General features: G+C 31.7%; 21 protein-coding genes. 12 read left to right on the forward strand and 9 right to left on the reverse strand.

Annotated elements, in window-relative coordinates; all coding sequences use genetic code 11:
* Window positions 1–47 precede the first annotated feature (47 nt).
* The 3 genes from pgi (at window position 48) to ACFQ0S_RS01560 (ending at window position 2,766) form a co-directional block, all read left to right on the forward strand.
* On the forward strand, window positions 48–1,691 hold the full coding sequence (gene pgi / locus ACFQ0S_RS01550; RefSeq protein ID WP_379752500.1) for a glucose-6-phosphate isomerase: 1,644 nt from the start codon (window positions 48–50) through the stop codon (window positions 1,689–1,691).
* A gap of 90 nt (window positions 1,692–1,781) precedes the next feature.
* The gene (locus ACFQ0S_RS01555; RefSeq protein WP_379752502.1) at window positions 1,782–2,210 is read left to right on the forward strand and encodes a hypothetical protein; all 429 of its coding nucleotides are present in this window, start codon (window positions 1,782–1,784) and stop codon (window positions 2,208–2,210) included.
* A 76-nt stretch (window positions 2,211–2,286) separates the two neighbouring features.
* Complete coding sequence (locus tag ACFQ0S_RS01560) at window positions 2,287–2,766, forward strand: septal ring lytic transglycosylase RlpA family protein (protein WP_379752504.1); 480 nt, start codon at window positions 2,287–2,289, stop codon at window positions 2,764–2,766.
* A gap of 3 nt (window positions 2,767–2,769) precedes the next feature.
* Here the strand turns inward: ACFQ0S_RS01560 and ACFQ0S_RS01565 are convergent, their stop codons facing one another.
* A complete protein-coding gene (locus ACFQ0S_RS01565; RefSeq protein ID WP_379752506.1) occupies window positions 2,770–3,237 on the reverse strand; it encodes a CYTH domain-containing protein in 468 nt (155 codons plus the stop codon).
* 97 nt (window positions 3,238–3,334) lie between these two features.
* Between ACFQ0S_RS01565 and dinB the strand changes: the two genes are divergently transcribed.
* Entirely contained in the window at window positions 3,335–4,420 is a 1,086-nt protein-coding gene (gene dinB, locus ACFQ0S_RS01570; protein WP_379752508.1) for a DNA polymerase IV, read from the forward strand.
* Window positions 4,421–4,511: 91 nt separating this feature from the next.
* Window positions 4,512–5,027, forward strand: a complete 516-nt coding sequence (locus tag ACFQ0S_RS01575; protein WP_379752510.1) for a PAS domain-containing protein — start codon at window positions 4,512–4,514, stop codon at window positions 5,025–5,027.
* A gap of 87 nt (window positions 5,028–5,114) precedes the next feature.
* Here ACFQ0S_RS01575 and ACFQ0S_RS01580 read toward each other — a convergent pair whose 3' ends face one another.
* The 6 genes from ACFQ0S_RS01580 to ACFQ0S_RS01605 form a co-directional block, all read right to left on the reverse strand.
* Window positions 5,115–5,882 (reverse strand): Bax inhibitor-1/YccA family protein, encoded by a 768-nt coding sequence (locus ACFQ0S_RS01580; RefSeq protein WP_379752512.1) that lies wholly within the window; start codon window positions 5,880–5,882, stop codon window positions 5,115–5,117.
* 142 nt (window positions 5,883–6,024) lie between these two features.
* Window positions 6,025–7,455 carry a pyruvate kinase gene (gene pyk, locus ACFQ0S_RS01585; protein ID WP_379752514.1) on the reverse strand — a complete coding sequence of 477 codons (1,431 nt, stop codon included), beginning with the start codon at window positions 7,453–7,455 and terminating at the stop codon, window positions 6,025–6,027.
* A gap of 5 nt (window positions 7,456–7,460) precedes the next feature.
* On the reverse strand, window positions 7,461–7,949 hold the full coding sequence (locus ACFQ0S_RS01590) for an IPExxxVDY family protein (RefSeq protein ID WP_379752516.1): 489 nt from the start codon (window positions 7,947–7,949) through the stop codon (window positions 7,461–7,463).
* 104 nt (window positions 7,950–8,053) lie between these two features.
* Complete coding sequence (locus tag ACFQ0S_RS01595) at window positions 8,054–8,797, reverse strand: ribonuclease III family protein (RefSeq protein WP_379752518.1); 744 nt, start codon at window positions 8,795–8,797, stop codon at window positions 8,054–8,056.
* A gap of 3 nt (window positions 8,798–8,800) precedes the next feature.
* The gene (gene fabF / locus ACFQ0S_RS01600; protein WP_379752520.1) at window positions 8,801–10,054 is read right to left on the reverse strand and encodes a beta-ketoacyl-ACP synthase II; all 1,254 of its coding nucleotides are present in this window, start codon (window positions 10,052–10,054) and stop codon (window positions 8,801–8,803) included.
* 181 nt (window positions 10,055–10,235) lie between these two features.
* Window positions 10,236–10,472: an acyl carrier protein gene (locus ACFQ0S_RS01605; protein WP_007137004.1), complete on the reverse strand. Its 237-nt coding sequence runs from the start codon at window positions 10,470–10,472 to the stop codon at window positions 10,236–10,238.
* Window positions 10,473–10,636: 164 nt separating this feature from the next.
* Here ACFQ0S_RS01605 and purN point away from each other — a divergent pair, with 164 nt between their 5' ends.
* The 4 genes from purN (at window position 10,637) to ACFQ0S_RS01625 (ending at window position 14,753) form a co-directional block, all read left to right on the forward strand.
* The gene (purN, locus tag ACFQ0S_RS01610; RefSeq protein ID WP_379752522.1) at window positions 10,637–11,206 is read left to right on the forward strand and encodes a phosphoribosylglycinamide formyltransferase; all 570 of its coding nucleotides are present in this window, start codon (window positions 10,637–10,639) and stop codon (window positions 11,204–11,206) included.
* A 9-nt stretch (window positions 11,207–11,215) separates the two neighbouring features.
* A complete protein-coding gene (rnhA, locus tag ACFQ0S_RS01615) occupies window positions 11,216–11,695 on the forward strand; it encodes a ribonuclease HI (RefSeq protein WP_379752524.1) in 480 nt (159 codons plus the stop codon).
* Between the two features lie 168 nt (window positions 11,696–11,863).
* Complete coding sequence (locus ACFQ0S_RS01620) at window positions 11,864–12,790, forward strand: PfkB family carbohydrate kinase (protein ID WP_379752526.1); 927 nt, start codon at window positions 11,864–11,866, stop codon at window positions 12,788–12,790.
* A gap of 64 nt (window positions 12,791–12,854) precedes the next feature.
* A complete protein-coding gene (locus ACFQ0S_RS01625; protein WP_379752528.1) occupies window positions 12,855–14,753 on the forward strand; it encodes an amidophosphoribosyltransferase in 1,899 nt (632 codons plus the stop codon).
* A gap of 783 nt (window positions 14,754–15,536) precedes the next feature.
* Here the strand turns inward: ACFQ0S_RS01625 and ACFQ0S_RS01630 are convergent.
* Window positions 15,537–16,145 (reverse strand): superoxide dismutase, encoded by a 609-nt coding sequence (locus ACFQ0S_RS01630; RefSeq protein WP_379752530.1) that lies wholly within the window; start codon window positions 16,143–16,145, stop codon window positions 15,537–15,539.
* Window positions 16,146–16,307: 162 nt separating this feature from the next.
* On the opposite strand from ACFQ0S_RS01630, the gene ACFQ0S_RS01635 reads away from it, so the two are divergent.
* The 3 genes from ACFQ0S_RS01635 to ACFQ0S_RS01645 all read left to right on the forward strand — a co-directional run bounded on the left by ACFQ0S_RS01635 (window position 16,308) and on the right by ACFQ0S_RS01645 (window position 23,980).
* Entirely contained in the window at window positions 16,308–19,466 is a 3,159-nt protein-coding gene (locus ACFQ0S_RS01635; protein ID WP_379752532.1) for a UvrD-helicase domain-containing protein, read from the forward strand.
* Between the two features lie 247 nt (window positions 19,467–19,713).
* Window positions 19,714–21,123, forward strand: coding sequence for an OmpA family protein (locus tag ACFQ0S_RS01640; RefSeq protein ID WP_379752534.1), 1,410 nt, complete (start codon window positions 19,714–19,716; stop codon window positions 21,121–21,123).
* A 64-nt stretch (window positions 21,124–21,187) separates the two neighbouring features.
* The gene (locus ACFQ0S_RS01645; protein ID WP_379752536.1) at window positions 21,188–23,980 is read left to right on the forward strand and encodes a PD-(D/E)XK nuclease family protein; all 2,793 of its coding nucleotides are present in this window, start codon (window positions 21,188–21,190) and stop codon (window positions 23,978–23,980) included.
* On the opposite strand, the gene ACFQ0S_RS01650 is transcribed toward ACFQ0S_RS01645, so the two are convergent.
* Complete coding sequence (locus ACFQ0S_RS01650; protein ID WP_379752538.1) at window positions 23,977–24,759, reverse strand: alpha/beta fold hydrolase; 783 nt, start codon at window positions 24,757–24,759, stop codon at window positions 23,977–23,979. The two genes, ACFQ0S_RS01645 and ACFQ0S_RS01650, sit on opposite strands and share 4 nt — an antisense overlap.
* Window positions 24,760–24,763 lie beyond the last annotated feature (4 nt).

Genomic DNA, 24,763 nt, shown 5'->3' on the forward strand with positions numbered 1-24,763 from the left:
TTTTCAAACAAATAGCGTAAATTTGCACCTCAAAAACAAAAACAACAATGGCACTAAATACTACAAACCCAACAAATACAGCATCTTGGAAAAAACTTCAAAATCATTTTGAAACATTACAAAATGCCTCAATGGTTACCATGTTTAAAGACGATGCTACTAGAGCTTCTCAGTTTCATATACAATGGAATGATTTTTTAGTAGATTATTCGAAAAACATTATCAATCAAGAAACGATAAATTTGTTGCTAGAATTGGCAAACGAAACCCAATTGAAAGATGCAATCACTAAATATTTTGAAGGAGACACCATCAATCAAACCGAAAACAGAGCTGTTTTACATACAGCATTACGTTCTCCAGCATCGGCAAACATAAAAGTTGAAGGTGAAAATGTAATTCCTGAAATTTTTGAAGTAAAAAATAAAATAAAAAACTTCACGAATGAAGTTGTAAACGGGGTTAGAAAAGGATATACTGAAAAAGTCTTTACAGATGTGGTAAACATAGGAATTGGTGGCTCAGATTTAGGACCGGCAATGGTTGTTGAAGCCTTACAATTTTATAAAAATCAATTAAATATTCATTTTGTTTCAAATGTAGATGGTGATCATGTACATGAAGTTATTAAAAAATTGAATCCAGAAACGACTCTTTTTGTAATTGTTTCTAAAACATTTACAACACAAGAAACATTAACCAATTCTGAAACAATTAGAAAATGGTTTTTACAATCGGCAAGTCAAGAAGATGTTGCTAAACATTTTGTAGCGGTTTCTACCAACATTAAAAAGGTTACTGAATTTGGAATTAATGAAAATAATGTTTTTCCAATGTGGGATTGGGTCGGAGGACGTTTTTCACTTTGGAGTGCCGTTGGTTTATCAATAAGTTTAGCGGTAGGTTTCGATAATTTTGACAAATTATTAAAAGGAGCCAATCAAATGGATGACCATTTTAAAAACGAATCTTTTGATAAAAACATTCCTGTAGTTTTGGCGTTATTAAGCATTTGGTATAACAATTTTTTTGGAGCAGAAAGCGAAGCGCTTATTCCTTATACACAATATTTACAAAAATTAGCACCTTATTTGCAACAAGGAATAATGGAGAGCAACGGGAAAAGTGTAGGACGAGACGGTAAGCCTGTTAACTATCAAACAGGAACTATTATTTGGGGAGAACCAGGAACTAATTCGCAACATGCTTTTTTTCAATTGATTCATCAAGGTACAAAACTAATTCCTACTGATTTTATTGGGTTTGTAAAACCGTTATACGGAGATAAAGATCATCATGATAAATTAATGTCAAACTTTTTCGCCCAAACTGAGGCATTATTAAACGGTAAAACTGCTGCTCAAGTACAAGCTGAATTTGACAAACAAGGAGTTTCTCCTGAAAAAGCAGCCTATTTACTGCCTTTTAAAGTATTTACAGGTAACAAACCTACTAATACATTGTTAATTCAACAACTAACTCCTGAAAACTTAGGTTCACTAGTGGCTTTGTATGAACATAAGATTTTTGTTCAAGGTATAATCTGGAATATTTTTAGCTATGATCAGTGGGGAGTAGAGTTAGGTAAACAATTGGCAACTTCTATTTTAAATGAAATTGAAGCTGAGAAAATCAATAATCACGACAGTTCAACCACATTTTTATTGTCCCATTTTTTGAAGAATAAATAAATTCATGTTAATTTAATTACAAACCTCAAATTAATTTGGGGTTTTTTTATACTTTTTTTCTTATATTTGATTTCCAAAAAAATAAAAAATATGTACACATTCATTCAAAAATTCCATTCTGGCTGGGCTTATTTAGCTTTGTTGTTTTTACTTATAGCAATTGTAAATACTATATTTGGTTTATCATCAAAAAAAGAGTTTACCTCTACAGACAGAAAAATAGCACTATTTGCTTTAATAGGAGTTCATGTTCAATTATTGATTGGTTTAATTTTATATTTTATTTCACCACTAGGTAAAGCATCTCTTGGTCAAATGAGTGACAGTGCCTTAAGATTAACGTCTTTAGAACATCCATTAATAAATATCATAGGAATTATTTTAATTACTGTAGGATGGTCAAAACATAAAAAAGCTACTGAATCTTCTGCTAAATTTAAAGCTATAGCAGTTTTTTATGGCATAGGTTTTTTATTGATATTGAGTAGAATTCCATGGTCGCTATGGTTTAAAAACTAGAAATAGAGAGTCCTGAAAAGGGCTTTTTTTACCAATATTCTGTTTTTAAATCAGAATGTAACTAATAAAGTTTCAAATGAAAAAAGCAATAACACTATTTTTATTAATAGCTATAATAGGTTTGGTTAGCAGTCAAATTCAAACCAAAGACAAAGCGAAAGCAGTTGTTCAAAAAGATACTTTAAAAAAAGACAAAACGACTATTGAGCCAGAAATTGTTTTTAACGATTCGATGATAGTGGTTAAGGGTGTTTTTAAACCTTATAAAAGCAATGTTTATGCTTCCTATTATGCAAATAAATTTAACGGACGAAGAACGGCTAGCGGTAAAAAATTCGACAATACAAAATATACAGCTGCTCATAGAAAATTGCCTTTCGGAACCAAGTTAAGGATAACCAATGAAGCTAACGGAAAATCAATTATTGTTGAAGTTACTGATAGAGGTCCTTTTTCTAGAGGTAGAGAAATCGATTTGACAAAAAAAGCTTTTATGGAGATTACATCAAACAAAAGCAGTGGCACTTTTAAAGTTAAAATTGAAGTAGCCAATTAGTATTTACCATGCTGAAAATGGTTTTTGACTAATATACGAATTGTAATACCGATTGTCACCAGTCACTTCTTTACCCAACCAATTTGGTTTTTCAAAAACTTCTTGTTCTGACGACAGTTCTATTTCAGCAATAATCAAGCCTTCATTTTCACCATGAAACACATCTACTTCATAAACATGCTTACCAACCTGAATTTCGTATCTCGTTTTCAATAGTATTCCTTTTTCGCAAAGATCTAGTAATGGTTTAGCTTCCATTAATGCAATTTCGGTTTCCCATTCAAAGCGAGTTGTTCCCGAGTCATTGTTTATACCTTTAATCGTTAGAAATCCGCTTTCTCCTTTTATACGAATACGAACGGTTCTATCAGGATTCGAATTTAAATAACCCTGTGCAATTTGATGTTTGGCAAAAGCTTCTTTTTTAAAATCTTCTGAAGTGACTAGGAATTTTCGTTCTATTTCGACCATAAGTTTTTTTAATACTGGGTTAGTATCAAAGATATTATAATTATTTTTATTTGCTGTAATCTAATTTATTTTCAGAATCTGTTTCTAAATTTGTATTATGCAAGAAGTTCAACAAAGCCGAAAAATTATTCATATTGATATGGATGCTTTTTATGCATCTGTTGAACAAATGGATTGTCCTGAATTAAGGGGAAAGCCAATAGCTGTAGGCGGTAATGAGATAAGAGGCGTGGTTTCAGCGGCAAGTTATGAAGCGAGAAAATTTGGAGTCCGAAGTGCTTTAAGCGGAGTTTTAGCTAAGAAATATTGCCCAGAATTAATTTTCGTAAAGCCTAGATTTGATCGTTACAAAGAAATATCGAATAAAATTAGAAATATATTTTATGACTATACAGATCTTGTAGAACCGCTTTCATTAGACGAAGCTTATCTTGATGTAACCGAAAACAAGAAAGGAAATCCAAGTGCAACACTTATTGCAAAAGAAATAAGACAAAGAATCTTTAATGAGATTGGTTTGACTGCCTCTGCTGGAATTTCAATTAACAAGTTTATTGCTAAAGTGGCAAGCGATTATAATAAACCAAACGGTCAAAAAACAGTTAATCCTGAAGATGTTTTTTCGTTTTTAGAAGAATTGCCTATCCGAAAGTTTTATGGTGTGGGCAAAGTTACAACTGAAAGAATGTATCAATTGGGCGTTTTTACAGGATTGGATTTAAAAAATAAATCACTTGAATTTTTAGAAACCCATTTTGGTGCTAAATCTGGTAATTTTTACTTTAACGTGGTTAGAGGAATACATAATAGTGCGGTAAAATCAGATAGAATTACAAAATCGGTTGCTGCTGAGCATACATTTAATGAAAATTTATCTTCCGAAGTATTTATGGAAGAACCGCTTCGAAGCATTGCAGAGCAGCTTGAAAGGCGATTAAAAAAACACAAAATAGCAGGTAAAACAGTTACTTTGAAAATTAAATACAGCGATTTTTCACAGCAAACAAGGAGTAAAACTTTGCCCTACTTTATTTCAGATAAAGCGTTGTTGTTTGAAACAGCAAATGAATTATTGTATCAAGAGCGCATGAAAAACTCGGTTCGGTTACTGGGAATTTCGCTTAATAATTTAAATACAGAAATAAAGAAACAAATAGTTGTACAATTAAAATTTGATTTTTAGCGATTTTAATGTTGGTTGAACAAGAGTTAAAAAGCAGATTTTTTAAGCAAAGTTTTATTTAACATTTATATTTGCAAAAAATTAGAGAATTATGCCAACATTAAAACAATATGACGAAGCAATTGCTAAATATCATGAAAGTCTTACTATAAAGACAGTTCCAGTTGTTTCTTGGGAGTTTAATCATATTTTATTAGACCATATAACGTCTAGTTTTTTAGATGTAAATAAAATAAATGCAATAGCTTTAAAAACAAAGTGGGTAAAAGAGGATTGGGATTTATCAACAATTTTAAAAGATGAAGTTATTATTGTTACCGATTACAAGTTGTCAATAATTTTTGCTTCTTCCAACTTATCTAAAATGAATGGGTATCATGAAGATGATGTTTTAGGGAAAAGTCCTAAAATGTTTCACGGAAAAGAAACGTGTTTAAAAACGTCAAATGAAATTAGAGAAGCGGTTAATCAGAAAATCCCATTCGAGAAAACGGTTTTAAACTACAAAAAGAATGGCGAAACATATATTTGTAAAATAAAAGGATTTCCAATTTTTGACGAAAAAGGCGAGCTATGCAACTTTATTGCTTTTGAAAAAGCAGCTTAAAGTATAATTCTTAATAAACGAAAAACCCTTTGAAAATAAATTCAAAGGGTTTTTTATTTTTATAAAGCAGTTTTATCGACTTCTATATTAATCTCTACTATAGAGTTTAGATAATAATCGTAAAAATTCTATATACAACCATACTAAAGTGATCATTAATCCCATTGCTCCAAACCATTCCATATATTTTGGAAGTTTTCTTTGCACACCATTTTCAATTTCATCAAAATCTAAAAATAGGTTTAATGCAGCAATTACAATAACAAAAACACTAATTCCTATGCTCATTAAGGAACTTCCATGATGTACAGGTACAAAGCTCGTAAACATAGAAAACAACCACGATATTAAATAATAAGTAGCTATGGCTAATGTCGCAGCCACAACAACCGATTTGAACTGTTCAGTAACTTGTACAATTTTATATTTGTATAAAAGCAAACAAACTACGAAAGTAACTAATGTAGCAGCCACAGCTTCTATTACAATTCCAGGATATTTGATTTCAAAAATGGCTGATATTCCTCCTATAAACAAACCTTCAAACAAGGCATAAGCGGGAGCCAAATAACTGGAGTATTGAGGCTTAAATATCGATATTAAAACCAAAACAAAACCTACAACAGCTCCTGAAATTGCTGGGACTAATGGATTCATTCCGTTGAAGGTTAACCACCAAATTACCATTGCTGAAGCGCTTAGTAATAGGAACAAAATAAAACTTTTATTTATAGTTCCTGACAATGTCATCTCAGTATTGTAGTCTATAATAGTTGCAGTATGCACTTCCTCTTTTTTAGATAAAGCGGTTGAACTAAAAATTTTATTATTTAAAAATGGATTTTTTGAATTCATATCATTTAGTATTTATAGGTCAAAAGTAAAATATATTTTTAAGAGTAGGAGGGTTTGATTATTAATTTTTTGAATTGTAAAATAGGAATAAAAAAATCCGACCTTTTATAAAGATCGGATTGAAGATATGTTTTTTAAGAAATTACTCTATTTCAGAAACCCTTAAAGTATTTACCATTCCTTTATCAGTTATTGGCATTGCTGCTAAATTAATAAGGAAATCGCCTTTTTTTACGAATCCTTTTTGTCTTGCAATTTCATTTACGTCAGTAACAGTATCATCAGTACTAACATTTTTTGCATAATAAAATGATTTCACTCCCCATAACAAATTAAGCTGTGTAAGAATTCTTTTATTGGAAGTAAACACTAAAATATGTGCCGATGGTCTCCAAGCCGAGATTTGAAAAGCAGTATAGCCACTATTTGTTAAAGTGCAAATTGCTTTGGCTTTTATGACATTAGCCATAGAGGCAGCATGATGGCAAATGGTTTTAGTTATAAATCGGTTGGTTCTTACTTGCGGAGTATTTTGAGGTACTTGTATGAGCGGAGAATCTTCAACGGCTTCAATAATTTGGGTCATTTTTTCAATAACCTGAACAGGATAATTTCCAGTTGCAGTTTCTCCAGAAAGCATAACCGCATCAGCTCCATCCATTACAGAGTTTGCAACGTCATTAACTTCGGCACGAGTTGGAGTTAAGCTTGTAATCATGGTTTCCATCATTTGTGTAGCTACGATTACAGGAATACGAGCTGTTTTTGCGCGTCTAATCAATTCTTTTTGAACTAAAGGTACTTCATGAGCAGGAAGTTCAACTCCTAAGTCTCCACGAGCAACCATTAATGCATCACAATAAGCAACAATTCTATCAATATTTTCTAATGCTTCTGGCATCTCTATTTTTGCAACTATAGGAATCTTACATTCAGAATGTTTTGCAATTAACTCTTGAAGGTCTTGTAAATCACGAGGAGTTTTTACAAACGAAAGTGCTATCCAATCTACATTTTGTCCTATTGCAAAAATCGCATCAGCAATATCTTTTTCTGTCATTGCTGGTAGAGATATTTTTGTATTAGGAAGATTAACTCCTTTTTTAGATTTTAATTCACCACCTTGAATTACTTTAGCTATTACCTCGGTTTTTTTGTCCGTTTCAACAATTTCAAAAATAAGTTTTCCATCATCTAATAATATTCTTTCTCCAGGATTTACATCGTTAGGAAAGTTTTTATATTTCATAAAGACTTTTTTGGATGTTCCAATAATATCTTCAGCTGTTGTAAAATTAATTAAATCGCCGTCATTTACGACAACGCCGTCTTCCATAACTCCTACACGAAGTTTAGGACCTTGTAAGTCAGCAAGAATAGCTGTTGTGTAACCAAATTCTTTGTTAAGTTCTCTTATTATATTAATTCTGGTTTTTACATCCTCATAATCAGCATGCGAAAAGTTTATTCTAAAAACATTTACACCTGCATCAATCATGTTTTTAATGATTTCTCGAGTACTACATGCAGGTCCAAGTGTGGCTACAATTTTCGTTTTTTTGTTTGTCGACATTTGTTTTAAAAAATTAAATTGTTTTTTGATTTTATTGTTTCAGGAATTACGGCATATACTGTCGAAATTCTATCTATTGTATTGATTTTTTTAATTATTTCTTCAAGGTCAAAAATACCTTTGTTATTTTTAATTTTCAAAAAATAATCTACTTTTTTTAGTTCAGGAACTAAATATACTTTTGTGGCAATTTCTACATCGGTATTTAAAAATAAATTTTGCCCTAGACTTCTTTTTTTTATGATAATTTCATTTTTGTTCTGAATTAAACTCCAATGAATATCATTTTTAAAATCCTCGCAAATAAATTTTATAAATAAAGCTTCTCCTTCATTAATGGTAATGCCAATATCATCCTTGCTTTTTGATAAAACAATAGGCAGTTTCTGATTTATTAGATAGGCTAATCGATAATCTTCCAAAACAGAATGGATGGCGATAAGGTCATAATCTATTTCATCAAACTCATCAAGATGTAACTTGAGTACAGCCATTTTTTATTAAAAAATATCTGGTAAATGTAGTATAATTTAAATAAGAATTAACAACAAAAAAAAGAACTTAGCAACGAAAACGATATAGTTTTATTGATTTGAGATTATTTCATGTCAATTTTTTCTTGAAATGCAAAATAGGCTCTTTTCGAGGCAATTTCCTCAGCTTTCTTCTTAGAAGTGGCTCTAGATTTTGCGATAACTTTGCAATCAATACTTAACTTTACTCCATATAAGCGTTCTCCGCCTATGCTGTTATCTTCAAAAACGTCATAATGAAATGATTTTTTTTCTTTCTGACACCACTCAATAAGCAAACTCTTGTAGCTAATTACTTTTCCTTCTAGTCTAGCAATATCTACATAAGGTGCAATAACTCTTTTCTGAATAAATTTTTCGCAATAGGAGTACCCTTGATCTAAATATATAGCTCCTACTAAAGCCTCAAAAATATTTCCGTGAATATTTTCGCCAAAGTGATTAACAGGAACTTTACTTTCTACAAATCGAATTAGTTTCAAATCTCGTCCTAACTCATTTAGATGTTCCCTGCTAACAATTTTAGAACGCATTTTGGTTAAATACCCTTCGTCTCCAGTTGGAACTTTATTAAAAAGATGTGCCGCAATAACAGAACTGAGCATAGCATCGCCCAAAAACTCCAATCTTTCGTAGCTAATGGCATTTCCGTTATCATCTAGTCTATTAGAAGAACGATGTGTAAATGCTTTCTTATAATTCTCCAATTGTAAAGGCTTAAAACCTATAATTTTTTCAATTTCATTAAAAAAAATCCCGTCTTCAGGAGAACGGGAGTTTTTAAATAATTTTTGTATAATACGTTTCAAGATTTATGATTCTAATTTTTTAACTAAAACACAAGCATTGTGTCCGCCAAAACCAAAAGTATTACTCATTAAAACTTTTACATCTCTTTTTTGAGCTTTGTTGAAAGTAAAATTCAATTTAGGATCGATATTTTCATCATCTGTAAAATGATTAATTGTTGGAGGAACAATTCCATGTTTAATAGAAAGAATACATGAAATAGTTTCTATAGCACCAGCAGCTCCAAGTAAATGACCAGTCATCGATTTGGTTGAATTCAAGTTCATTGTATACGCATGATCACCAAAAACATGTAAAATAGCTTTGCTTTCAGCCAAATCACCTAAAGGAGTTGAAGTACCGTGCATATTAACGCCATCAACATCTTCTGGTTTTAATCCAGCATCTCTTAGACAATTTATCATTACATTTTTTGCACCCAATCCTTCAGGATGAGGAGCTGTAATGTGGTGCGCATCAGCAGACATTCCGCCACCGCTAATTTCACAATATATAGTCGCACCACGAGCAATGGCATGATGGTATTCTTCAAGAATTAATGCACCAGCACCCTCACCTAAAATAAAGCCATCACGTTCAGCATCCATTGGTCTAGAAGCTGTTTTTGGGTCATCATTTCTAGTCGATAAAGCATGCATGGCATTAAACCCACCCATTCCTGCAATAGTTACCGCAGCTTCAGAACCGCCAGTAACAATAACATCGGCATGACCTAAACGAATGTAATTGAATGCATCAATCATTGCATTTGTAGACGATGCACATGCCGATACTGTGGTAAAGTTTGGCCCTCTAAAACCATATTTTATGGAGATATGACCACCAGCAATATCAGCAATCATTTTTGGAATGAAGAACGGATTAAATTTTGGCACGCCATTTCCATTTACAAAATCAGTAACTTCTTGTTGAAAGGTTTCTAAACCACCGATACCAGAACCCCAAATAACTCCAACTCGGTCTTTGTCTAATTTTTCGAAATCAAATTTTGCATCGTTAACAGCTTCTTCGGCAGAAACCATCGCATATTGTGCATAACGATCCATTTTTCGAGCTTCTTTTCGATCTAAAAAATCTTCAACATTAAAATTTTTTAATTCGCAAGCAAATTTGGTTTTAAAATGGGTGGTGTCAAAATAGGTAATTGGAGCAGCTCCGCTAACACCATTTATTAAACCGTTCCAATATTCTTGAATGTTATTCCCAATAGGAGTAAGCGCACCTAAACCTGTAACAACAACTCGTCTTAATTCCATACGTTTTGTTTTTAAATTAAGAATTTAAAAAATAATACCTATGCTTTCTTCTATGTATAAATCATAAAAAGACATAGGTATTACAATAAATTATAATATTGATTGAAATACAATCAGGGATTAAAAAATGTAAAAATAAAAAACACCCGTAAACTTAACTAAGTATACGGGTGTGAATTTATTATTTTTTAGCTTCTTCGATGTAAGAGATAGCTTGACCAACAGTAGCGATGTTTTCTGCTTGGTCGTCTGGAATTTGAATGTCAAATTCTTTTTCGAACTCCATGATAAGCTCAACAGTGTCTAATGAATCTGCTCCTAAATCATTTGTGAAGCTTGCTTCTGTTACAACTTCGTTCTCGTCAACGCCTAATTTGTCTACGATAATCGCTTTAACTCTTGATGCAATGTCTGACATAATCTTTAATTTTAAATTTAATTTGTTGGCAAAAATAAAAAACTTTATTTTAAAACAACGCTTTAGTTAATAAATATAGTTACGAATTTAAAAAAAAATAATAATAAACACATCTTAATCTTATTTATTATTCTTTTTTTTGTACATACTAAATTTGGTGATAAATGAAAAACATTGTACTATTTGCTTCTGGATCGGGCACAAATGCCGAAAACATTATATTGCATTTCAAAAAAATTAGGCAAGCAAATGTAGTTGCAGTTTTTTGTAATAACCCTAAAGCCAAAGTATTAGAACGTGCCCAAAAGCATCATGTTACAGCAGTAGTTTTTTCAAAAGAGGATTTAAAAACAGAAATATTCTTACAAAAACTAAATGAATTTCAACCTGATTTAATAGTGCTTGCTGGTTTTTTATTACAGTTACCAGAAAATATTATTCAATCGTATTCAAATAAAATAATAAATATTCATCCCGCTTTATTACCAAAGTATGGAGGAAAAGGGATGTATGGCATGAATGTGCACCAATCGGTATTAGAAAATAAAGAGTCAGAAACCGGAATAACGATTCATTATGTTAACGAGCATTATGATGAAGGTAAAACAATTTTTCAGAAAAATGTAGGCATAAAAGATTGTATAACTGCTGAAGAAATTGCTGTAAAAATTCATGAATTAGAGCAACAATACTTCCCCGAAGTTATTGAAAAATTGATAACTTCGAACATCTAACTTCATATTTTGGAACACGAGGTACACATATACACAGACGGAGCAGCCAAAGGAAATCCCGGAAACGGTGGTTATGGTGTTGTTATGGAATGGGTAGGAAAACCATACCGAAAAGAGTTTTATGAGGGATTTAGACACACCACTAATAATAGAATGGAATTATTGGCGGTGATTGTTGGTTTAGAAAAATTAAAGAATCATAATACAGCTGTATTAGTTATTTCTGATTCTAAATATGTGGTGGATTCAGTTCAAAAAAAATGGGTTTTTGGTTGGGAGAAAAAAGGTTTTGTAGGAAAAAAAAATCCTGATTTATGGAAACGATTTCTACTTATTTATAAAAAACACCAAGTCGATTTCAAATGGATTAAGGGCCATAATAATCATCCTCAAAATGAGCGATGCGATGAACTAGCAGTAATGGCTTCCTTACAGAAAAATCTTTCTATTGATGAGTTTTATGAAAAAGAGGAGGAGAAACTTTTTTAAATACTTTGCAACTCACAACCTTTGCAACTTTGTAACTTATAAACTATCTTTGTAGCTTAATTCGAAACTAAAAAAATTAAATGGGCTTATTTTAGATTTTTTTTTGTAAACATCAAATTCTAATAAGCGAATTCCATATTACTTATAAAAAGAAAATTAAATCTACATATGAATAAATTATTGATTGTTGGAACTGTTGCTTTTGATGCTATTGAAACTCCTTTTGGAAAAACAGACAAAATTTTAGGAGGAGCAGGTACCTTTATAGGGCTTTCAGCTTCTCATTTTAATTTGAAATCCGCTATTGTTTCGGTTGTTGGAGACGATTTTCCACAAGAATATTTAGATTTGTTAACATCAAGAAATATAGATATTTCTGGACTAGAAGTAGTAAAAGGAGGGAAAACCTTTTTTTGGAGTGGCCGGTACCACAACGATATGAACTCGAGAGATACTTTGGCTACAGAGTTAAATGTATTGGCCGATTTCAAACCGATTGTTCCTGAAAGTTTTAAAGAGGCAGATGTGGTAATGCTTGGAAACTTGCACCCAATTGTGCAAACAGGAGTTTTGAATCAGATGAAGCAAAAACCAAAATTAGTTGTTTTAGACACGATGAACTTTTGGATGGATTGTGCATTGTCAGAATTATTAGATGTAATTAAACGTGTTGATGTAATTACCATTAATGATGAAGAAGCTCGTCAATTATCAGGAGAATATTCTTTGGTAAAAGCTGCGGCTAAAATTCATGCTTTGGGACCAAAATATGTTGTGATTAAAAAAGGAGAACATGGAGCATTAATTTTCCATGGAGAACATATTTTCTTTGCTCCAGCCTTGCCTTTGGCTGATGTTTTTGATCCAACAGGAGCTGGAGATACTTTCGCAGGAGGATTTGCGGGATTCATTACTCAGCAAGGAGATATTTCATTCGAGACCATGAAAACAGGTATCATTCAAGGTTCTAATTTGGCTTCTTTCTGTGTGGAGAAATTTGGAACAGAAAGAATGTTGGAACTCAACAAAGAAGAAGTGAGCCAACGATTGAAACAATTTAAAGCCTTAACACAATTTGAAATAGAATTATCATAAATTTATGCCTCGATTTTCGGGGCATTTTTTTTACGCAACTACTAACTACACAACAACTACTACAATGAGCGACGCAATTAAACACGAATGTGGGATTGCCCTTTTACGATTAAAAAAACCACTAGAATTCTACAAAGAAAAATACGGTTCTGCTTTTTACGGAATACAAAAAATGTATCTCCTTATGGAAAAGCAGCACAATCGAGGTCAGGATGGAGCTGGATTAGCATCGATAAAATTAGATGTCAATCCCGGAGAACGATACATAAGTCGAGTTCGATCCAATGACTCACAACCCATTCAAGATGTTTTTGCTCAAATCAATGACAGAATCAATGAGGAAATGGCTTTACATCCCGAATTTTCAGACAATGTAGCACTTCAAAAAGCAAATATTCCTTACATAGGTGAGTTATTCCTAGGTCATGTGCGTTACGGGACTTTTGGAAAAAACAGTATTGAAAGTGTCCACCCTTTTTTACGTCAGAATAATTGGATGCACAGAAACTTGATATTGGCCGGGAATTTTAATATGACTAATGTAAAAGAACTTTTTAATAGTTTAATTGAAATTGGTCAGCATCCAAAAGAGATGGCAGATACAGTAACGGTAATGGAAAAGATTGGTCATTTTCTTGATGACGAGGTGACTGATTTGTACTTAGAATGTAAAAACAATGGCTTTTCAAAAAGAGAAGCATCACCAATTATTGCAGAAAAATTAGATATTGCTAAAATTCTAAAAAAAGCCTCAAAAAATTTAGACGGTGGGTATGCAATGGCGGGACTTTTAGGACACGGAGATGCTTTTGTATTTAGAGATCCTGCAGGAATTCGGCCAACTTATTTTTATCAAGACGATGAAATTGTTGTTGTTGCTTCTGAGAGACCTGTAATACAAACTGTTTTTAATGTAGATTTTGAAAAAGTTCAGGAATTGCAACCAGGAAATGCGTTAATCATAAAGAAAAACGGAAAAGTAACAGAAGAAAATATATTAACACCAACAATTAAAAAAGCCTGTTCTTTTGAAAGAATTTATTTTTCAAGAGGGAGCGATGCCGAAATTTATCAAGAACGTAAAAACTTAGGAAAATTAATTCTTCCAGCAGTTTTAGAAGCCATTGGTAATGACACTGACAACACAGTTTTTTCTTATATTCCAAATACAGCAGAAACTTCTTTCTACGGAATGGTAGAGGCAGCTCAAGATTTTCTAAATCAACGAAAAAATAAATTTATTCTCGATAATAGAAAAACCCTAACCAAAGAAAAATTGGAGGAAATCCTAGCTGTAAAAATAAGAACTGAAAAAGTAGCGATTAAAGACGCTAAACTTCGAACCTTTATTACAGAAGATAGCAGTCGGGATGATTTAGTAGCTCACGTCTATGATGTAACATACGGAGTTATAAAGCCAACAGATAATTTGGTAATTATTGACGATAGTATTGTAAGAGGAACAACTCTTAAAATGAGTATTATAAAAATGATGGACAGGCTAAAACCTAAAACTATTATTATTGTTTCATCGGCACCACAAATTCGATATCCAGATTGTTATGGAATAGATATGGCAAAACTAGAGGGTTTAATTGCTTTTAGAGCGGCTTTAGAATTATTAAAAGAAAGAAATTTATACCATATTGTTGATGAAGTGTACCTGAAATGCAAAGCTCAAGAAGATATGAAGGACACTGCGGTAGTAAATTATGTTACCAAAATTTATGCGCCATTCCAGCCACAAGAAGTTTCGGATAAAATAGCCGCTTTGTTAAGCTCTCCAGAAATCAATGCAGAGGTTAAAATTCTTTTTCAAACCGTAGAGAATTTACACATATCTTGCCCTAAAAATTTAGGAGATTGGTATTTTACGGGAGATTATCCTACTCCAGGTGGAAATCGAGTTGTAAACCGTGCGTTTATGAATTTTTATGAGGGAAAAGACATAAGAGCCTATTAAATATCAATATTTTAGCACTTTATCGAGTTTCGGTGTATTTCATCTAATTTTTTTGTTAAGTTAAAGATTTCAGTATACATTTGATAAACCATAGCATAAGTAGGTTAAGTTTATGGTAGATTTGGGGCAAAAAGGGTGAAAGTAATTTCACCTTTTTTATTTTATAAAATTTTGAAATTCATCATTTTATCGAGTTTCAAAGTACTTTGTCTAATTTTTTTGTTAAGTTAAAGATATCAGTATACATTTGATAAACCATAGCATAAGTAGGTTAAGTTTATGGTAGATTTGGGGCAAAAAGGGTGAAGGCAATTTCACCCTTTTTTTTGATTATTGAAATAGTATCTTTAAACACTTTAGCGTCTAATTTTTTTTATCAAAGATTAAAAAGGTGCTGCTTTATAAACGCTAATTTTTCCAAAGCAAATAGTATTAACATTAAGACAAATTTTTTAGTTTAAAGTGGTTTAAAAGCTATTAAAAGGTAATTTTCACTTATTTCCAATTTATTTTTAAAAAAAGCATTAATAATTATATTATTGTTATTACTTTTGGGCTACCATTTATTTAGTAGGTTTAAGTTTATGGTAGATTTGGGGCAAAAAGGGTGAAAGCAATTTCGCCCTTTTTATTTTTAAGTAAGTCAGTATTTTTCAAAACGGGTATTTATAATTCAATTTTTTTGCAATATAAAACAACGAAAAAGGTGTTTTACAATTTGTAAAACACCTTTTTCGTTGTTGTTAAATACTGTTGTCTTTTCTAATAAGCTAAAAAAACGAATTATTTTTCTAAAGCATATCTTCTAGATACTTCAGTCCAATTAATTACATTAAAAAAAGCTTCTATATAATCCGGTCTTCTATTTTGATAATTTAAATAATATGCATGTTCCCAAACATCCATTCCTAGAATTGGAGTTCCACCACAACCTACTTCGGGCATCAATGGATTGTCTTGATTTGGAGTTCCGCAAACCTCTAGTTTTCCTCCTTTGTGCACACAAAGCCAAGCCCATCCTGAACCAAATTGAGTCGCGCCAGCTTTAGAAAATTTAGCCTTAAACTCTTCAAACGTATCAAAAGCACTTTCTATGGCAGCAAGTAAATCTCCTGTAGGAAGACCACCGCCATTCGGAGTCATAACAGTCCAATACAAATTGTGATTATAAAAACCACCACCATTGTTACGAACAGCCGCATTTTTTTTATCAAGATTAATTAAAATATTTTCAATTGTCTTACCCTCCATATCTGTTCCTGCAATTGCTGCATTAAGATTAGTAGTGTAGGCATTATGATGTTTTGAGTGATGAATTTCCATCGTTCGAGCATCAATATAAGGTTCTAATGCGTCATAGGCATAAGGTAATTGTGGTAATTCAAAAGCCATAATAAGTTAGTTTTAAAAATTAAAATAAAAATCAAAATTAAACAATTAACTTTGGAATTTAAATATTAAATCGGTATAATTTTTAAAACATGAAAATTATACAATAATAATTTATTTCATTTTTTATAGATAAAAAGGTAAAACCTTTTAATAAACAACATCATGCAAAGACCTTCTTTTTCTATTTATGACGCATCGGCAGGATCAGGTAAAACCTATGCGTTGGTTAAAGAATATCTTAAAATAATTCTAACTGCAAAGCAAAATGATGCCTATAGAAACATTCTTGCCATAACTTTTACCAATAAGGCAGTTAATGAAATGAAAAGCAGAATTGTGGGAAGTTTATCTGAATTTGCAAAAGAGGAGCCAAACAAAAAAGCTTTAGATTTGATTAACGATTTGATTTTAGAAACCAAGCTTTCTGCTATACAAATAAAAGAGAAATCTCAAAAAATCATTAAGCATATTATTCATAATTATGCTGCATTTGATATTTCAACTATTGATAAATTTACACATAAAGTAATTCGAGCATTTGCCCACGACTTGAACTTACCAATGACTTTTGAAGTAACTCTTGATACTGAAAACCTTTTGAATGAGGCTGTGGATGCTTTAATTGCTCAAGCTGGAGAGGATGCCGTTTTAACAAAACTGCTGATCGATTTTACAATGGAAAAGACCGACGATGATAAAAGTTGGGATATTTCTAGAGAAATATTAGAAACAGGTAAATTGGTATTGAATGAAAATAACAGGAATGAAATTATACATTTTAAAGAAAAATCTATTGCCGATTTTATAGCTATTAAAACAAAGTTACTTCAAACGTGTCTTGAGTTAGAATCAAAAAACATTGAATTAGCCAAACAAGTTATATCCATTATTAAAAAAAAAGGAATTGATATAAAATCGTTTTCAAGAGGAACATTTCCCAATCATTTAGAAAGTATAGTTGAGGGTAAATTTAATCCTAAAAACAAAATGTTTAGAGAGTTTGAAGATATTTCAATCAATAAAACCGCAAAAGATATAAATGTTATAGAAGATTGTATTCCTGAATTTTTACAAATTCTAAATCAAATTTACACTCTTTTTGAAAAGAGAGATTTTTACAAAGCATTTCTTAAAAATATTACTCCTCTCACGCTTTTAAATACCGTGAGTAACGAATTAACTAAAATTCAAAAAGAGCAAAATGTATTGTCTATTTCTGAATTTAATGCAATCATTCATAATGAAATTCAAAATCAGCCCGCTCCATTTATTTACGAACGATTAGGAGAGCGTTATCGTCATTTTTTTATTGATGAATTTCAGGACACTTCCGAAATGCAATGGCAAAATTTAATTCCGTTAATAGATAATGCAACTTCAAGCGAAATTGATGGTGAGAAAGGTACTTTGATGATTGTTGGAGACCCAAAGCAGTCTATATACAGATGGCGAGGTGGAAAAGCAGAACAATTTATAGCTTTAAGTAAAAACGAAAATCCGTTTAATAATCCTGAAAAAAAAGTAGAACATTTAGATAAAAATTATCGGAGTTATTCTCAAATTATCAACTTTAATAACGATTTTTTTCAGCATTTATCCAACGAATTTGAGAATTTAGATTATAAAGATTTATATCAAAATCATAGCCATCAAAAAACGAATAGTAAAACAGGAGGGTATGTAAATATTTCTTTTTTGCCAGAAGTAAATGAACTAGAATTAAATGAACTAGAAGAACCTTTAGAGAAAACCGATTTATATGTTACCGCAACATTAAATACAATTCAAAAAGTGTTAAAGCAAGGCTTTGAATACAAAGATATTGTTATACTTTCTAGAAAAAAAAGTCAAGGAATAGCTATTGCTAATTATTTAACGGAACAAAAAATCCCGCTTTTATCATCAGAAACCCTAATGATTCAAAATGCAACCGAAGTTAGATTCATTATTCAGGTATTAAAATATCTAAGAAACACCTTAGATCTCGAAGCGAAAGCTTATTTCTTAGAATATTTGGCTCAAAACAATCAAAATCAAACGCCAGTTCATGACTTTATAGCTCAAGGAATGGAATTAACAAATGAAATTGAATTCGAAAACTGGGTTGAAAAGATAAATATTAATTTGTCGTTTCAAAACATGCGTAAAAAATCATTGTACGAAATAGTAGAAATAATTATTTCTAAGTTTCTAAATGCAACGAAAACGAATGCTTATGTTCAGTATTTTCTAGATATAGTTCTCGAACGTGATATTCGTAATCAATCAGGAATTTCAGATTTTTTGAATTACTGGGATAAAAACGCACAAAAATTTAGTATTCCTTCACCAGAAGGAACTAACGCAGTTCGAATTATGACCATTCACAAGTCAAAGGGATTAGAGTTTCCCGTGGTAATTTTTCCTTTTGCAGAAAACGACTATAATAAAGATCCGAAACAAAAATTATGGATTAACACTAAAGAAGAAGCTGATTTTGGCTTTGAAAAAGTATTAATTGATAATAGTAAAGCTGTAGAAGGTTTTGGTGAAGAAGCAAATGAGTTATACAATCAGAAGAAACAGGAAGAGTTATTAGACAATATTAATGTTTTATACGTTGCTTTAACCCGCGCAGAAGAACAACTATACATTATTTCCAATATGAATTTGTCCCGAAATAGAGAACTGCCAAAAAATAATATGTGTTCTTTTTTTATTAATTTTTTAATAAACAAGAATCTGTTTGAAGAAAATAAATTTAAATACGAATTCGGAAACGCAATCAGATTGTCAGAAAATGAGAAACATGTTGATACTACTAAAACAATACCATTAGTGACTGAGGTTCTAAATTCAAAAAATATTAAAATTGCCCAAAGAGAGTCCTTAATGTGGGGTACACACCAACAAGACGCAATTGAATATGGAAATATAATTCACGAAATATTAGCATTAGTAAAAACGAGAGACGATATCGATTTGGCAATCACAAAATCGATAGAAAACGGATTAATCACCCATAATCAAAAGCCGTTAGTCTACAAAACCATTTATGAAATAGTGAGCCATTCTGAGCTTTCAAATTGTTTTTCAAGTGAAAATAAAGTGATGAATGAACAAACAATTATTCAAAAAGAGGGAAATACAATTAAGCCAGACCGAATGGTTTTAAATACTAAAAATGAGGTTTTTCTAGTAGACTATAAAACGGGTAAGCATAACACAAAATATCAATTGCAATTAAATAATTACCAAAACGCAATAGAAAAAATGGGTTATAAAGTATCACAAAAAACACTAGTTTATATAGGAGAACAAATAGAAGTGGTAAATTTTTAAACTATAAATTTTTCTTAAAGCTGATTTGAATATAAAAACATGTTTTTCCGAAGTTTATGTAAAACATATTTTGCAATACTCTTTACCTAATTTACAGCGGCAGAAAAAACACAAAAGTTATATAATTCATGGTTTTTTTGCATTTTATTGATTTTTCACTATTTTTATTTAACATATTTTTTTGTTATTAGGAAATTACGCATTACTTTTGCTTGATAAAATAGTTTAAACTAAACAAAAATTAAGTATGAAACATCTTAACAAATTATTTGCTGTTGTGGTATTGTTTATAGGATTAAGTTCACAAGCACAAGATAGCAACAATCCTTGGGCTATATCTTTTGGAGCAAACGCAGTAGACACTAGAGTAAGTGCGGCATCAAAAATTGGGGATCAATTTTCTCAATATTTTAATGTAACTGACAATTGGAACATCCTTCCTTCAGTTTCTTACTTAAACGTTTCTAAAAACGTAGGCGGAAATTTCACTTTTGGAGTAACAGGGTCTATTAACAAAATTACAAGATTTGTTTTACCTCGTCCGACTGTTCCTGGAGATTATCCAGTTGTAAACCCAGGAGATTTAAGTTACTATGCTGCTGACGGTATTATTGCCTACAGCTTCATGAACGCTTTAGGAACTAAATGGTTTGATCCATCTGCTCATGTTGGAGGAGGTTATACTTGGTTAGGAGATGCTAGTTACGGAACTGTAAACGGAGGTCTAGGGTTAACACTTTGGTTTTCAGAAATGGTTGGTTTAACATTGCAATCTACTTACAAATATTCATTCGAAGATTCTGCATTTAGAGGGGCTCCAGATAACGTACCAACTCACATGCAACATTTTGCAGGTTTAAAATTTAAATTTGGAGGAAAAGATACTGACGGAGATGGTGTTTATGACAAAGACGATGCTTGTCCGGAAGTTGTAGGATTAAAACAGTTTAAAGGTTGTCCTGATACTGACGGAGATGGAATAGTTGATGCTAGTGACTCATGTCCTGAAATTGCAGGTTTAGCTGAATTTGAAGGTTGTCCAGATACGGATGCTGATGGAATTGCGGATAAAGATGACGCTTGTCCAGAAGTTGCAGGACCTAAAGCATTAAACGGTTGCCCAGATGCTGACGGTGATGGTGTTGCTGATAAGTCAGACAAATGTCCTCAAGTTGTTGGTCCAATTGCTAACGGAGGTTGTCCATGGCCAGACACTGATAAAGATGGTGTTTTAGATAAAGATGATAAATGTATAGATGTTAAAGGAACTGTTGCAAATAATGGTTGTCCTGAAATTTCTGAAGAACAAGTAAGTCAATTGAATGCTTATGCTAAAACTATATTGTTTAATAGCGGTAAAGATACTTTTAAACAAGAGACTTTCGCTGTATTACAATCTATCACGGCTATCTTAAAACAATATCCTGCTTCTAATTTTAGTATTGAAGGTCATACAGATAGTGATGGTAAAGATGCTGCAAATCAAACATTATCAGAAAACAGAGCTGCTGCAGTTAAAAACTATTTAACAGAAAACGGAATTGCTGCTGGTAGATTAACATCTGCAGGTTTTGGAGAAAGTAAACCAGTTAGTTCTAATAAAACGGCTAAAGGTAAAGCTGATAACAGAAGAGTAGAAGTGAAATTAGTAAAATAATTTTTATTTAAAATATTTATACAAAGCGCCTCGATATATCGGGGCGTTTTTTTATATTTATAAAATGACAAATCTTTATTTTTTAGATAAAATAGCAACTGTTTTAATTGATGAATATTCCAATCAATTAGTAAATACTATTGTTGTGTTGCCAAATAAGCGAGCTAAGATTTTCCTTATTGAAGCTCTAAAAAAACAAGTTTCAAACAACATATTTTCTCCTGAAATTACAAGTATTGAAGATTTTATTCAAGATATTGCTAAGACAAGAACCATAGACCCAATAGAATTGTTGTTTGAATTCTATGAAGTTTATTTGTCTATTACTGCAATCACACAGCAACAATCCTTTGAGCTTTTTGCCAATTGGGCGAAAACACTATTGCAAGATTTTAATGAAATCGACAGGTATTTATTAGATTCAAAACATGTATTGTCATACTTGAAAGATATTGAAGATATCAAAAAATGGGGAATAGAAGTCGAAAATAAAACCCAATTACTCGAGAATTATATCGATTTTTGGAAATTACTTCCTAAATATTACCAATCGCTTTATGAACACTTATTAAAAAAGAGAGTTGGTTATCAAGGACTCATTTATCGAGAAGCTGTAAATAATCTAACCGATTTTTCTAAATCGGTTACTTCAAAAAAGTATGTTTTTGCAGGTTTTAATGCTTTGAATACCGCTGAAGAAAAAATAATTCAGCATTTAATTGCTAATAATAATGCTTCAGTTTATTGGGATGTAGATCAAACATTCCTAAACGATCCGTATCATGATGCAGGTTTATTTGTACGTCGATTTAAAGAAAGTTGGAAGCATTATAAATCAAATCCCTTTGAATGGATTGTAGACGATTTTTCACAAACCAAAAACATTCAAATTATTGGCACACCTAAAACAATTGGACAAGCCAAAATCACTGGCAGTATTATTGAAAACATAATTACCCAATCCCGAAACAACGGAACCAATGCGACATTGGATAAAGTGGCAATTGTACTAGGTGATGAAAATGTGTTAATACCGCTTTTATATACTTTGCCTGCAACTGTTGGCGCTTTGAATATTACGATGGGGTATTCTAGCAAGAACAATCCAGCACAGATTTTGATTGCAAAATTATTCAAAATGCATACCAATGCTCTAACAAGAAATGCTTCGAGTTATGTGTTTTATTATAAAGATGTATTAGACATTTTGACGCATCCATTGGTTGAGCCGTATGCAAAATCAACCGATTTGGTAAAAAAAATCAATCAAAACAACTATACATTTATTTCTCATAAAAAATTATTTGAATTACATGAAACACAAAACGACTTGTTTCATTTATTGTTTCAAAAATGGGAAAAAGGTTCTATAGCAGTTCTCGAAACGATTTCTAGTCTATTATTAACTATTAAATCTAATTTAAGCAACGATAATGAAGAAGAGAAAATCACAAAAGCTTTTGTATTTGCTATTTTCAAAATCATTAATAAACTCATCAATTACTATTTACAACACAAGCATATTGATAAAGTAGAGACCTTGTATGCTATTTACAAACAAGTAATCGACCTTGCAGAAGTTTCGTTTGAAGGAGAGCCACTAAATGGTTTACAAATCATGGGGGTTTTAGAAAGTAGAGTGTTAGATTTCGAAACTGTAATTGTGACATCAATGAATGAAGGGAAATTTCCTGCTGGTAAGTCGTTGAACTCTTTTATTCCTTATGATGTAAAGAGAGAATTAGGATTACCTACTTACAAGGAAAAGGACGCTATATATACCTATCATTTCTATCATTTATTGCAACGAGCCAAAAATATTTATTTGCTTTATAATACAGAAAGTGACGGAATAGATGGAGGAGAAAAGAGCCGCTTTATTACCCAACTGGAAGTCGAAAAACAAGTGAATCATACATTAACTCATGAGATTTACAATCCTTCTTTACCAGAAATAGCTTATCAACCAATGGTTATCTCAAAATCAGAAAGCGTGCTGGTGCGATTGAAAGAAATTGCCGAACAAGGATTTTCGCCATCAGCATTAACGAGTTATATTCGGAATCCGATTCAGTTTTATTTCCAGAAAATTTTACGAATTCGAGATGTAGAGGAAGTAGAGGAAAATATTGCTTTAAATACGCTCGGAACCATTATTCATGAAACGTTACGAGTTTTATATGAGCCTTTTATCAATAAATTCATTTCAGAAGTTGATATTATAAATTCCTTTAAACTAATTGATTCTGAAGTATTAAATCAGTTTAAGTTGGTTTATAAAGAAGGAGAAATTAAAAAAGGACGAAACTTATTGGCTTTTGAAGTGGCCAAACGCAATGTTCTTAATTTCTTGAAAATAGAATTAGAAAGCATCAAGAATGGCGACACCATTAAAATTATTGCGCTTGAACAAACATACGAACGTACATTGAAACATTCTAGTTTGCCATTTCCAGTTTTGATAAAAGGTAATGTTGATAGAATAGAAGAGCGCACTCCAAAAAACGGAACTACGAGAATTCGAATTATTGATTATAAAACTGGAAAAGTAGAGAAGACAAACGTAACTCTTAAATCATTTAATAACCTTACTAACTACATTAAAAACGATAAAATCATACAGGTTTTGGCCTATGCTTATATGTATGAAGAAATTGCTAATGGCAAACCAATAGAGGTGGGAATTATTTCTTTCAAAAATTTAAGAGCTGGTTTTATGCCTTTTACTTTTAAAGAAGAAAAAGAAGGGATTACAATAATTGACTCGTTGCTACTATCAAATTATATAGAACAAGTTGTTATATTACTGAATGAGATATTGGATGGAAGTATTCCTTTTAACGAGAAAATAATTTAAATTTTCTTAAAAAATTTTAATAAAACAAGTAATAATTCTTGATGATTTTCAATATGGCTCATGTGCCCGTCAGGAAAGGAAACCAATTGAACTTTGGTATTCTCTATTTGCTCCAAACTATCTTCATAATTAAGAACAGGATCTTTTATACCTAATATGAGCATCTTAGGATAAGGACCAAAATGTAAAAGAACTTCTCGGTCTTTTCTTATTTTCATACCTTCGAGAGAAGCTACAATTCCTTGTAGTGGCGTTTTTAGAGCTTCTGACCGCGTTTTTTCTATGTCAACAATCAATCGATCTCTATTGGCTTCGCTAAACAAATTAGCAATCGATAACCGAACAAATGTGGTGTAGTCTTTCTTTACGGCTTTTATGGCTCGGTCGCGATTGTGTTTACGCTCTTCGCTGTCCGCTCTTGAAGTGGAGTTGAGTAAGACTAACCCTTTTATAGTATCAGGATATAATTCTGCGAAAGCCAATGCTACATAACCACCCATAGAATGACCTACAAAAACTGCTTTTCTGATTTTTAATTCATGCAAAACTTCGTGAACCATATCGGCATTATCCTCCATAGAATGAAGGTAACCCAAGCATTCTGTATCGCCATGACCTAATAAATCGATGGTAATCACGCGGTGTTTTTTGCTGAATTCAGGAATAAAATCCTGCCACATGGTTTGGTTTTCTAAGAAACCGTGAAGCAAGACAATAGCGGTACCTTTACCAATATCGGAATAGGAAACTTTTGAGTTTTTGTAGAGCATTTGTTTCATTTGA

The organism is Flavobacterium myungsuense (assembly GCF_042677265.1).
Lineage (GTDB): Bacteria > Bacteroidota > Bacteroidia > Flavobacteriales > Flavobacteriaceae > Flavobacterium > Flavobacterium myungsuense.